7 protein-coding genes are annotated in these 12409 nt (G+C 63.1%); 6 read left to right on the top strand and 1 reads right to left on the bottom strand.

The window, feature by feature from the left end:
• Window positions 1-62: 62 nt before the first annotated feature.
• From Q1A44_RS11120 to Q1A44_RS11135, 4 genes are all read left to right on the top strand, one after another.
• Window positions 63-1859, top strand: coding sequence for a BamA/TamA family outer membrane protein (locus Q1A44_RS11120; protein ID WP_299624510.1), 1797 nt, complete (start codon window positions 63-65; stop codon window positions 1857-1859).
• A complete protein-coding gene (locus tag Q1A44_RS11125) occupies window positions 1856-5614 on the top strand; it encodes a translocation/assembly module TamB domain-containing protein (RefSeq protein WP_299624513.1) in 3759 nt (1252 codons plus the stop codon). Before Q1A44_RS11120 ends, Q1A44_RS11125 begins: the two co-directional genes overlap by 4 nt.
• A 94-nt stretch (window positions 5615-5708) precedes the next feature.
• A complete protein-coding gene (locus Q1A44_RS11130; RefSeq protein ID WP_299624516.1) occupies window positions 5709-6344 on the top strand; it encodes a GntR family transcriptional regulator in 636 nt (211 codons plus the stop codon).
• Entirely contained in the window at window positions 6341-7357 is a 1017-nt protein-coding gene (locus Q1A44_RS11135; protein ID WP_299624519.1) for an AbrB family transcriptional regulator, read from the top strand. The genes Q1A44_RS11130 and Q1A44_RS11135 overlap by 4 nt, the downstream gene beginning before the upstream one ends.
• Here the strand turns inward: Q1A44_RS11135 and Q1A44_RS11140 are convergent.
• Window positions 7354-7962, bottom strand: a complete 609-nt coding sequence (locus Q1A44_RS11140) for a TetR/AcrR family transcriptional regulator (RefSeq protein WP_299624522.1) — start codon at window positions 7960-7962, stop codon at window positions 7354-7356. The genes Q1A44_RS11135 and Q1A44_RS11140 overlap by 4 nt on opposite strands.
• A gap of 109 nt (window positions 7963-8071) precedes the next feature.
• On the opposite strand from Q1A44_RS11140, the gene Q1A44_RS11145 reads away from it, so the two are divergent.
• Window positions 8072-9238, top strand: coding sequence for an efflux RND transporter periplasmic adaptor subunit (locus tag Q1A44_RS11145; RefSeq protein WP_299624525.1), 1167 nt, complete (start codon window positions 8072-8074; stop codon window positions 9236-9238).
• The gene (locus Q1A44_RS11150; RefSeq protein ID WP_299624528.1) at window positions 9238-12381 is read left to right on the top strand and encodes an efflux RND transporter permease subunit; all 3144 of its coding nucleotides are present in this window, start codon (window positions 9238-9240) and stop codon (window positions 12379-12381) included. The genes Q1A44_RS11145 and Q1A44_RS11150 overlap by 1 nt, the downstream gene beginning before the upstream one ends.
• Window positions 12382-12409: the final 28 nt, after the last annotated feature.

The following is a 12409-nucleotide window of genomic DNA, read 5'->3' on the forward strand; positions in this document are numbered from 1 at the left end:
TGGCCCGTGAATTTGCGATGTGGAGGGATACCGCGCCGCTGCGAGCGCCGGAGAGCTGCCAGATGAAACGATTGCTCTGCCTTGCCACGGCAACCTTGATTGCCGTGACTGTCGGCCCCGACCGGGCCGCGGCCTTTGACGTTTCTGTTCAATCCGAAGATGGCACATTGGCCAGTGAGATCCGCGCAGCCTCTCTTGTGGCAGCGATCAAGGACGACACCGAGGCAGAGCCTGCCACCCCCATCGACATCCTGAGTGCGGCTCAGGCCGATTATGGGCGCATCATCGCACTGCTCTATGATGCGGGCTATTTCGGACCGACCATCAACATCCTCGTGGATGGGCGCGAGGCCGCTGCAATCTCGCCGGTGCAGCCTCCCGCACGGGTCAATTCCGTAGTTCTATCGGTCGATGCCGGACCGGTTTTCCGCTTTGGTCGTATCGGCATCAGCCCAAAGGCCGAAGGGACCGAGGGGACAGACGGATTTGCACCCGGCGAGACGGCTCGTGTTTCGGTGCTGCGCAGCGCGACCGCGGCCCATATCGAGGGCTGGCGAAAACAGGGCCATGCCAAAGCGCGAGTGGCAGGGCAATCCATCACAGCTCGGCATCCGGACCGTGTCATTGATGCCGCCGTCACCCTCGACCCCGGTCCACGCCTACGCTTAGGCAAATTGACCATCACTGGCGAAAGCGCTGTGCGCGAGGCTCGCCTGCGCGAAATCGCGGGATGGCCCAGTGGCGCGGTATTCGACCCTGACGATCTGGCGCTTGTGCAAAAGAGGTTGCGGCGCACCGGCACCTTTGGCACCGCCAACCTGACCGAGGCGGAAACACCCAACCCCGATGGCACCCTGGACGTCACTGCCACGATCAACGACCAATTGCCGCGCCGTTACAGCTTTGGCGCCGAGTTTGGCACGCTGGACGGCCTGACGCTGAGCGGCAGCTGGTTGCACCGCAACATCTTTGGCGGGGCCGAACGGCTCTTGGTTGAGGGTGAGGTGGCAGGCATCGCAGGTGACACCGGCGGCATTGACTATGCCATCTCGGCCAAGCTGTCGCGCCCCGCCACGTTTCGCACCGACCTTGAGGCCTTTGGCCTTGTCGCCTTTGAGCAGGAGGATGAGGTCAACTATTTTGCGCGCACCGCCAGTATCGAGGTGGGCACGCTCTATTTTGCGAGCGACGACCGGGAATACAGCTATGGCGTGGGCCTGCAAACCGCCAAGACCCGCGACGATCTGGGCGAGCGGACATACACCATCGCCACTCTGTCTTTCCGTGCGACATTTGACCGTCGCGACAATGCGCTGGATGCCACATCAGGCTATTACGCCGAAATCGGGCTTACCCCATTTGTCAGTCTGGGGGGCACGGATGATGGGTTGTTGACGACCCTTGATCTGCGCACCTATCGCCAAGTGGGCAGCCGGGTGACACTGGCGTTTCGCGGTTTGCTTGGCTCTGTTGCCGGGCCATCGCTTGCCGACGCCCCCGCTGACTTCCTGTTCTATTCAGGCGGCGGCGGCACGGTGCGCGGCCAGGGGTATCAATCACTTGGTGTCGATCTGAGCCCAACGGTCACGGTTGGCGGACGGTCCTTCGTTGGCCTGTCGGGCGAGGTGCGGGTGAAAACCGGTCGCAATCTGTCGGTCGTCGGCTTTTATGACGCAGGCTATATCGGGCCCGAGAGCTTTTTTGACGGACAAGACGGCGAATGGCACAGCGGTGTAGGCGCGGGCATCCGCTACGACACCGGAATTGGCCCGATCCGCTTTGACATGGCGGTCCCGGCCTCTGGCCCCGATGACGGCTCGGGACTTGAGATCTACATCGGGATTGGACAATCGTTTTGACCCGCGTTCTGGTCCTTTTGCTCTGTCTCTTCTGGCCTTTTGCCCTGATCGCCCAGGATGCGGACGAAGATCGCGGATACCTCACCGGCCTGCTTGAGGGAGCCTTGGGCGGCGAGGGCCGCGCAGTGCGTATTGACGGGTTCGCGGGCGCGTTCAGCAGCACCGCAACCATCAATCAGATCACAGTGGCGGACGCGGATGGTGTCTGGTTATCGCTGAGCGGTGTCGAAATCAATTGGAACCGGTCTGCGCTGCTGCGCGGCGCCATTGAAATCAAGACGCTGACCGCCGAACAGATCGAGGTTGCGCGCGCGCCGTTGCCTGCACCAGATGCAGGCCCCGCGCCCGAGGCGCAGCCCTTTGCCCTGCCGGAATTACCCGCCTCTGTAAGAATTGAAACGATGGATATCCGCCGGGTTGCCATCGGCGCGCCGTTGCTGGGCGAGGCTGTTGTCCTGTCGCTGTCGGGGGCGGCGGAATTGGCGGGCGGAGCGGCTGATGTCGCACTCAAGGCGACCCGCCTTGACGGACCCGGCGGGCAGTTCAATGTTGCAGGCAGTTTTGCGAATGACACCCGCGCGCTCATGCTTGACTTGGATCTGACCGAACCAGCGGGGGGCCTGATCTCCGGTCTGTTGAATGTGCCTGACCGGCCCAGCCTGGACCTCAAGATCGCTGGCGACGGCACCCTGAACGACTTGGCCGCCACTTTGGCCCTGCGCACCGATGACGCGCCCAGGCTTGAGGGTGAATTGCGCCTCGGCACCGGGGCACAGGATGCGACGACCTTTGAGGCCGATCTGGCGGGTGATGTGACGGCCCTGTTTCTACCAGAATACGCCGCCTTTTTTGGCACTGATGTGAGGCTAAGCGCCAAAGGTGCGCGCGACGGGACGGGTGCGATTGCCCTCGACGTGCTCGACCTGCGCACCCGAGCGCTGGCGCTGCGCGGTGAGGTGGCGTTGAACGCGGATGCCTGGCCCATCCTGCTTGATCTTGAGGGCGAAATTGCTGATCCCAACGGCACCCCCGTGCTTTTGCCCGGCACCGGCGCACCACTGCGCATTGACCGGGCAGACCTTGCCATCAGCTTTGACGCTGAAGATGGTGATGCCCTGACTGCGAAAGTTGCGGTTACGGGGTTGGACACGCAGGGCGTGGCCGCCGACAGCCTCGCGCTTGGCATCAATGGCACGCTGAGCGGCGACGTGAATGCGATTGGTGCGATACGTGCACGGGTGAACTTGGATGGCGAAGGCTTTGACTTTGACGACGCGGACGTGGCCCGCGCCATCGGCCGCGTGGTCCGGGGCGGATTGGACGTGGCTTATACCGAGGACGCGCCGCTGCGCCTGAGCAACATGGCCTTGTCCGGCGCAGACTGGGCGCTGCGCGGCTTGGCCGAGATTGACGGTTTCGACGCAGGGTTTGACACGGATTTTGACATCGAACTGACCGCCAGCGATCTGTCTGCTTTTGCCGGGTTGGCAGGTGTGGCACTGCGCGGCGAAGGTACACTCGCCGCCTCCGGCTCTGCCGCGTTGGGCGGTTTCTTTGACGTCGAGATCAAGGGCGAGACCCGTGATCTGGGCGTCGGGATTGCACAGGCCGATGCGCTCTTGACGGGGACAACACGGGTGGATCTGACGGCGCGGCGGGACCAAGCTGGCACTTTTGTCGATGCGCTGTCGCTGCGCAATCCGGCCTTGCGCGCGGACGCAAGTGCCACATTAACCAGCCAGGGCACGCAGGCCCTGTTTGACCTCGGATTGACCGATGTGGGGCTGGTGACCGAGGCCGTCAACGGCCCGCTGACCCTGAACGGCTCGGCCACGCAACGCGGCGATACCTGGACGATCCAGACAACTGCCACCGGCCCGCTGGATGCGGTGGCGGAAGTGGCGGCCATCATCAACCCGGCGCGCACAGAGGTTGATCTGACGGCCGAAATACCTGATGTCACCCCCCTTGTCCCACAGATCAGCGGCGCGGCGCGGGTTGTGGCAAAGGCGGTTCAGATGGACGGGGCATGGCGCTTCGACGCGGAAGTCGACGGCCCGGAGAACAGCACTGCGACCGTTGAAGGGACCTTTGCCCAAGAAACTCTGGCGGCCGAATACGCCTTGAGTGTTCCAAACCTGGCCCCTCTGGTCCCGCAGGTGAGCGGCACACTGGCAGCGGACGGCACGGTACAACAGGTGGCGCGCGGCTGGCGCGTGACGTCGAAGATCAAGGGCCCCTATGCCAGCACGGGCGACGTGACGCTGACACTGACGGATGGCCGAGCCGCCGCACGCTATGTGCTGGGGCTGCCCAATGTGGGCAGCCTTGTTCCCGGCATCGCGGGCGCTGTCGCGCTGCGCGGCACAGCGCAACAGGTGGCCACGGGTTACGAGATTGACGCCAATATCGACGGCCCCGCAGGCATACAGGCCCGCGTGGCAGGGCGCGTGGCGAACAACGGCAATCTGGCATTGAGCGCGCAAGGTCAGGCCCAGTTGGGGTTGGCAAACAGGCTTTTGCGGCCCCGCAATGTCCTGGGCGTTGCCAACTTTGATCTGACGGTGAACGGCCCGCCCGCCCTGTCGTCGGTCCGGGGTCAGATCACGACGCAAGGTGCGCGGTTGGCGGCCCCCAACCTGCCGCTGTCGTTCGACGATATCAGCGGGGCCGTGACCCTGAACGGCACCCAAGGGGTACTAGACCTGCGCGCTGGAGTGACCCAGGGCGGCACGATCCGGATCACCGGCCCCATTGGGCTGACAGGCGGCTATCCCGCCAATATCGACATCGCCTTGGCAGCGGTGAATGTGTCGGATGCCAAGCTCTATTCCAGCACCGTTGACGGGGCTGTGCGGATTGATGGCGCTCTGCAAGGCGGGGCGCGGATCGATGGCACGATCAATGTGGGGGAAACGACGGTGCAGGTGCCTTCAAGTGGAATTTCCACTTTTGGCGCGGTGCCCGACATCAACCACGTCGGCGCCACCCGTCCCGTTATGCGGACCCGCGATCGTGCCGGGTTGAGCCAATCATCTGACGCCACTGCCGCAGGCCCCGCCTATCCCTTGGACATCACCGTGAATGCGCCCTCGCGCATCTTTGTGCGCGGGCGGGGGATTGGCGCAGAAGTGGGCGGATCGTTGCATTTGACGGGCAGCACGCGCGATACGATTTCGACCGGGCAATTCAACCTGATACGGGGGAGGATGAGCGTCCTGACCAAGCGGTTCGACCTTGATGAGGGGCTTGTGCAACTGCGCGGCCGATTTGAACCGTTCCTACGCTTTATCGCGGCAACGACAACCAACACCGGCACTGCCCGGATCATTATCGAAGGGCCGGCAGATGCCCCCGAAGTCACCTTTGAAGCCACACCTGAGGCCCCGCAGGATCAGGTACTGGCGCAGATCTTCTTTGGACGCGACATCACTCAGCTCTCCGCCTTTCAGGCGCTGCAACTGGCCAATGCCGTGGCCCAACTGGCCGGGCGTGGCGGCGAGGGGATTGTGTCGCGGTTGCGCGGGTCCTTTGGCCTTGATGACCTGGACGTAGGCACGGATGACGAAGGCAACACATCTGTGCGGGCTGGCAAATACATCTCGGACAACGTCTATACCGACGTCACGGTCGGCGGCGCTGAAGGGCCTGAGGTGTCCTTGAACATTGACCTCACGCCCAACATCACGGCGCGCGGCAGCCTTGGGGCCGATAGCAACACCAGTATCGGGATTTTCATCGAAAAGGATTATTGAGCGAGGCGCTGGCCGTCATGCCCTTTGACAGAACAGCTGCGCTTCGATAGGCAAGAGATGTATCCCAGCGGATACATTTTAGCGAGGGCCTGCGATGTCTGATCCTGATATGAGCCAGGGCGAGGTAGCCTATGCCCGCCTGCTCGGCGCCATTCGCGGCGGCGAATTTCAACCTGGCGACCGGCTGCGCGAAACTGATGTGGCCGCGCGACTGTCCCTGTCACGTACTCCGGTTCGCGAGGCGCTGCGACGCCTGGAGGCCGATTGCATTGTCGAGCATCGGCCCCGCCTTGGCGCCGTGATCCGCCAACTCAGCCACACGGAGCTTGTCGAGCTTTACGAGATGCGCGCTGTGCTGGAGCGGACCGCTGCCGAGATGGCCGCCAAACACGCGGCCCCCGCCGAAGTGGACGCCTTGTCAGAACTGAACGAAACCATCGCAGCCAGCACACCCGACGTGGCGGCCGCCCTCAACCAGGATTTTCATCGCGGGATTTACCTGGCCACCCGCAACCGCTTCCTTATGGATGCAGCCCGTGCGCTGAACAACGCGCTGATGCTCTTGGGGCCCACGACCCTAGATGATGCAGAGCGGATCAAAGTGGTCACAGCGCAGCATCAGCACATCATCGACGCCATCGCCGCCGGGGATGCCGCCACCGCCGGGGCCGCCGCCGAGGCGCATTTGCAGACCTCGTTGCGCCACCGTCTGAAAGTGCTGCAACGATGATCCCCATCGTGATCACCTTTGTCATCGCAGGCATCGGGGTCGCAATTTTCCACGCCCTGGCCTTGCCCCTGCCGTGGCTTTTGGGCCCGATCATCGCCTGCTTACTGGCCGCTCTGGCCGGGGTCAGGATGCGCGGGATCAAACCGGTGAACGACGGGATGCGCACCATTCTGGGGGTGGCCGTGGGGGCCACGTTCACGCCGCCACTCCTGATGTCCATGATCGGAATGTGGCCGACCCTGATGCTTATCCCGGTCATGGTGTTATCCATCGGATTGATCGGGGTGCCCTATTTCCAACGGCTTTGGGGCTTTGATTTTGCCACCAGTTACTATTCGACCATGCCGGGCGGCTTGCAGGACATGTTGGTGTTCGGAGAAGAGGCAGGGGGCAATCCGCGAAGCCTGTCGTTGATCCATGCGACGCGGGTGCTGGTGATCGTGGTCGCCCTGCCCTTTATCCTGCAAGGGGTTTGGAACGCGGACCTCAGCAACCCACCCGGTGCGCCTGCAACGTCGATTGCCCCCGCGCAATTGCTGTTGATGGTGGCTTGTGCGCTGATCGGTTGGCAGGGGGCAAAGGCCATCGGCATGTTCGGGGCCTCGATCCTCGGGCCATTGATCGTGGCGGCCGCTTGCGCCCTTGCAGGGCTGTTGCAGCATCGGCCCCCGGCCGAGGCGATCTGGGTTGCGCAGTTCTTTATCGGGATGACGGTGGGGGTCAAATACACCGGGATCACCATGGCCGAAGTGCGGCGCGATCTGGCCGCAGGTCTCGGGTTCTGCGTGATCCTGATCCTTCTCACCCTGATCTTTGTCGAGGCGGTTTACGGCCTTGGCCTCGCCCCGGGGATGGAGGCGCTGTTGGCCTTCGCCCCCGGCGGGCAAGCAGAATTGACGGTGCTGGCACTGATTGTGGGGGCCGATGTGGCCTTTGTCATCGCGCATCATGTCTTGCGCATTTTCGTGGTGATCCTGGGCGCGCCGCTTTTTGCGCGGCTCTTCAAAGGCTAGCGCATCACCCGCTGCGCAACGTCCAGCATCAGCAGCGCCTCCTGATCCGGGCTCAGGTCCAGATCATGTTTGGCGTCGATCTCAAGAAACGCATGGCCATGCACAAACATGTGCAGCATATAACTGCGGCGTTCGATTTCGGCCTCGGGCGTGCCTTCGGGCATAAAGGCGCGGACCTCGCGTTTGACCACGTCGAAACAAGCATCGCCCAAAGCCTGCAACTCGGGATCCTCGTCATGACCTTTGGTCAGGCCAAACATCAGGCGAAACACACCGGTTTCGCGGCGCGCGAACGCGGCGTAACACATGCCAAGAGCCGCAATCGGGGCGATCGGGTCGCCTTTGGCCCCCTGGGCAGCGGCGTCCATTTCGGCGCGCATACGTTCAATGCCACCCAAGGCGACGGCGCGCACAATCTCGTTTCGGTCGCCAAAATGCTTGTACGGGGCTGCCGAACTAACCCCGGCCCGCCGCGCTGCCTCAGAAATTGAAAACCCGTCGGCGCCTTTCTCTTCAACCAAAAGTCGAACAGTTTCAACAAGATGCGCGCGCAAATCCCCGTGATGGTACGGCGTCTTACCGCTTTGCTTTTCCGTTTTTTCCATTTTTTTTGCCCGAATGCCTTGCCAAAGTAAGTGGCTATTACATATGTCTTTCGACAAGAGTAAGTACAACTAACTTCATATCTTCTTTCAGGATGTCAAGGAGCAGCCCATGGCGCAACCCACTCAAACCGCCTCTGTAAAGGCCTCTTTGTGGAAACGTGCGCTGCGTGGATTTGTGACCCTGACGGGCACAGTTTCGGTGCTGGCGCTGGCCGGCGGTGCCCTGTGGTTGGGCAGTGCGACACTGGCAACACGGGCCGCTGCCGTTGACGCGCCGCCTGCGGCCCCCATCACCTCTGTCGCACCGCTGCGCGTCTCGCCATCTGACCAGATGACCACCATTCGCACGTTCCATGGCCAGATCGAGGCCGCCGAAACCGTCAACCTTGGCTTCGAGCAGAGCGGTCGCCTCAACGTCCTGAACGTGGACGAAGGCGACCGCGTCACACGCGGTCAGGTGCTGGCGCAGCTGGATACGCGCATCCTGATGACCGAACGCGCCCGGCTTGTCGCGTCTCATGCAGCGCTGGAGGCGCAAGCCGAGTTGTCGCGTCGCACCACGGCCCGCCAGACCGAGCTGCGCAATCGCGGTTTTGCCTCTGATCAGGCGGTGGACAATGTGGCCCTTGGCCTTGTCGCCATCGAGGCGCAAATGGCCGAGATCGACGCAGCAATCACCCAGGTCGATGTGCGCCTGTCGCAAACCGAATTGCTGGCCCCCTTCGACGGCGTGGTCGGCGCGCGGCTTGCGGATCCCGGTGCCATCGTAAGTGTGGGCACCCCTATTATCGACGTCCGCAAAGACACCGCCGCCATTTTCCGCGTGGGCCTCGACCCCAAAGTCGCCCCCCTCGTGGCGGATGCCCCTGCAACCATCGCGGTGGGGGATACTGAATATGACGCGCGCTTTGTCGGCTTCCGCTCTGATCTGGACGCCCAGACACGCACCCGCACTGCCCTTTTTGAAATCGACACCGACGATCCCGTTTATCTGGCGGCAGGCACCCTCACGGTTCAAACCTCCCAAGCTGTTGCCGGCTACTCCGTACCCCTGAGCGCCTTGCGCGACGGGGTACGGGGCCTTTGGACGGTTATGGTGCTGACGCCCGACCGTGACGGCACCCATGTGGCCCAGGCCGCCGCCGTCGAAGTCATGCAGATCAACGGCGACACAGCCTATGTGCGCGGCACGCTGCAAGGCGACGCGCTGATCCTGCCCGGTGGGACACACCGTTTGGTACCCGGTGACGTTGTGCGCATCGCGGGAGCGGAGTGATGGAAAGCCTCACCTTCCGTCAACCCCGCATCGTGGCACTGGCCCTGCTGGTCATCATCGCCGCGGGCTTGTCCTCGCTCTTGGCGATCGGGCGGCAGGAAGACCCGACAATCACCAACATCTTTGGCACCGTCACAACGGTTGTGCCGGGCGCGGATCCCGCGCGGGTCGAGGCTCTGGTCACCTCAGAAATCGAGGATGTGCTGCGCGAGGTGGCCGAAGTCGATGTGATCTCGTCCGCCTCGTCCACCGGCATTTCCATCGTGTCGGTCGAATTGAGTGTGACCGTCCCCAACGACCGGATCGAAGAGGTCTGGGCCGAAATTCGCGATGACCTGAGCGCGCTGGCCCCTACCCTTCCCGCCGACGCATTGGAGCCTGAGTTCGACACCGACGGCGCAGGCGCTTTTGCCGCCATCGCCGCCTTCAGCGCACCCGAGGGCGTGCCAAGCACCGTTCTGGGCCGCTATGCCCGCGATTTGGCGCAAGATTTGCGAAATATCCCCGGAACCGAACTGGTCGAGGTATTTGGCGCGCCCGAGGATGAAGTGCTGGTCACCCTTGATCCGGTGGCCACCGCCGCACTCGGCCTGACGGCGAGCGATATATCCCGCGCCATCGCGCAGGCCGACGCCAAAGGCCCAGCAGGCCGCGTGCGCCCGACCGGTTCCGACCTGTTGGTGTCCATTGCAGGTGAGGTAAAGGCACTGGATCGATTGGGCGAGATCGTGATCCGCCAGTCCGACACCGGGGCCGTCACTTACCTGAGCCAGGTGGCAGAGATCACGCGCGGCCCGCGCCTGCCCCAATCCGAGCTTGCGATTTACAATGGCAAACCCGCCGTATTGCTGGGCGCCAAGCTGGAGTCGGGCCTTCAGGTCGATGTCTGGGCAGGCTTTGTGCGCGATGTGATCGCAGACTATCAGCGTGATGTGCCTGTGGGCGTCTCACTTGATCTGGCCTTTGACCAAAGCGGATACACCGCCGACCGGCTGGCAGAAGTGGGCCAGAACATGGCCATCGGGGTGGGCCTTGTCGTCGCCGTGCTGCTGCTAACGCTTGGCCTGCGCTCAGCCATGATCGTAGCACTGATCCTTCCGGTGGTGACGCTGGCCACGTTGTTCACCATGAACTTTATCGGTCTTGCGATCCACCAGATGTCCGTCACCGGCCTTATTGTGGCGCTGGGCCTGCTGGTGGATGCGGGCATCGTGATGACGGATGAGGTCGGCCAAAGGCTGGAACGGGGCGTGGCCCGGATCAAGGCCGTCAGCGGCTCGGTCAAACGGCTCTTTGCACCGCTTCTGGCCTCGACGATCACGACGGCGCTGTCCTTCACACCCCTGATCCTGCTGCCAGGGCCTGCGGGTGATTTCGTGGGCTCCATCGCGATTGCTGTGGTGATTATGCTGGGCTGGTCCTTTGTCGTGGCGATTACTCTGACCCCCGCCATTGCCGGGCACCTGTTGCCTGCGTCCGGATCACGCGGCGGGATCAAAGGCGGCTTTGTCGCCCGTGCCTTTGCCGCCAGCCTGCGGTGGGCGGTGTACAATCCGTTGCGCTCCATTGCGCTGGCGCTGGTCTTGCCGCTCATGGGTTTTCTCAGCCTGCCCACTCTCACGGCGCAGTTCTTTCCCGGCGTGGACCGCGACCAGTTCTATATCGAGGTGAACCTCGCGCCTGGCACCGGCATTGCAGCGACCCGGGACGTGGTGGATCGCCTGAGCACGCGTCTGACCAGCGACGACCGGATCGAACAGGTCATGTGGGTCGTCGGCCGGTCGGCCCCCGCCTTTTACTACAACATCGTGGGCGACCGTGAGAACGCGCCTGGCCACGCGCAGGCCCTTTTGACGACCCAATCCCCCCAAGCAACCGAAGAGGTGCTGCGCGATCTGCAGGCAACGCTTGCCCTGACGGCACCCGAGGCAGAAATCCTGGTGCGCGGTCTGGTTCAGGGCCCACCCGTCTCGGCCCCAGTCGAACTGCGGTTCGTCGGCCCCGACACCCAAACCCTGCGTGCCCTGGGCGATGAGGCGCGGCGTATCGTGGCATCGGTCGACAGCGTTGTCGTGGCCCGCAGCACCATCGGCGGCGGCGCGCCCAAGGCAGTTGTGACTGTGGACGAGGCCCAAGCCCAACTGATGGGCCTCGACCTGCGCCAGATTGCCGGACAAATGCAGGCGGGGCTTGAGGGGATCACCGGCGGGTCCATGGTCGAAGGGGCCGAGGAGTTGCCGATCCGGGTGCGTCTGGGCGAGGCCACGCGCGGTTCCATGCAGGCGATCCATGACTTGCCGATCCTGAGGCCCGACGCCACAGCCCTTGCGGCCCAAGGGCGCTGGCCCGCCCTGCCCCTTTCGGCCATTTCCACCATTGAACTCACTCCCGCTGCCAGCACCATCACCCGGCGCAATGGCGAGCGTGTGAACACGGTGCAGGGCTTCATCCTGCGTGATGTGCTGCCTCAAGAGGCGTTGACCCAAGTCCAAACGGCTTTGGACACGGCCGGGTTTGAACTGCCCCAAGGCTACCGCCTGGAATTGGGCGGCGACAGCGACGCGCGCGCCGACACGCTTAGCGATCTTTTGGCCTCGCTCGGCTTGATCGTCACCCTGTCTATCGCGGCGATTGCGCTTACCTTCAACTCTTTCCGGTTGACGGTCGTGACGCTGATTGTCTCTGGCCTCAGCGCCGGGCTCAGCATGTTGGCGCTGGCCATTTTCCAATATCCGTTCGGGATCAACGCGATCATTGGGGTTATCGGATCAATTGGGGTGTCGATCAATGCCGCCATTATTATCCTGTCGGGCCTGCAAGAAGACGAGGCCGCCGCCAGCGGCGACAAACAGGCGATGGTCGATGTTGTCATGGGATCAAGCCGCCATATCGTGTCAACCACGATCACCACCTTCGGGGGGTTCCTGCCCCTGATCCTTGCAGGCGGCGGATTCTGGCCGCCCTTTGCAATGTCGGTGGCAGGCGGTGTGCTGCTGTCCACGGTGGTGTCGTTCTACTTCACCCCGCCGATGTTCGCCCTGATCCACCGGGTGCGCAAAGCGGCCCCGAAACATCCTGAAACGGATGACGAGTTTGACGCGCCCTTCCTGCTGCACCCCCCTTTCCAACAAGCGGCAGAGTAAAAACCGAGACAAAACTGATCGAAATTGA

It is taken from the genome of uncultured Tateyamaria sp. (assembly GCF_947503705.1).
Classification (GTDB): domain Bacteria; phylum Pseudomonadota; class Alphaproteobacteria; order Rhodobacterales; family Rhodobacteraceae; genus Tateyamaria.

Bases quoted from the DNA above. Each gene is read 5' to 3' on its own strand.
- Q1A44_RS11120 (WP_299624510.1), top strand. From the start codon at position 63: ATGAAACGATTGCTCTGCCTTGCCACGGCAACCTTGATTGCCGTGACT.
- Q1A44_RS11130 (WP_299624516.1), top strand. From the start codon at position 5,709: ATGTCTGATCCTGATATGAGCCAGGGCGAGGTAGCCTATGCCCGCCTG.
- Q1A44_RS11135 (WP_299624519.1), top strand. From the start codon at position 6,341: ATGATCCCCATCGTGATCACCTTTGTCATCGCAGGCATCGGGGTCGCA.
- Q1A44_RS11140 (WP_299624522.1), bottom strand. From the start codon at position 7,962: ATGGAAAAAACGGAAAAGCAAAGCGGTAAGACGCCGTACCATCACGGG.
- Q1A44_RS11145 (WP_299624525.1), top strand. From the start codon at position 8,072: ATGGCGCAACCCACTCAAACCGCCTCTGTAAAGGCCTCTTTGTGGAAA.
- Q1A44_RS11150 (WP_299624528.1), top strand. From the start codon at position 9,238: ATGGAAAGCCTCACCTTCCGTCAACCCCGCATCGTGGCACTGGCCCTG.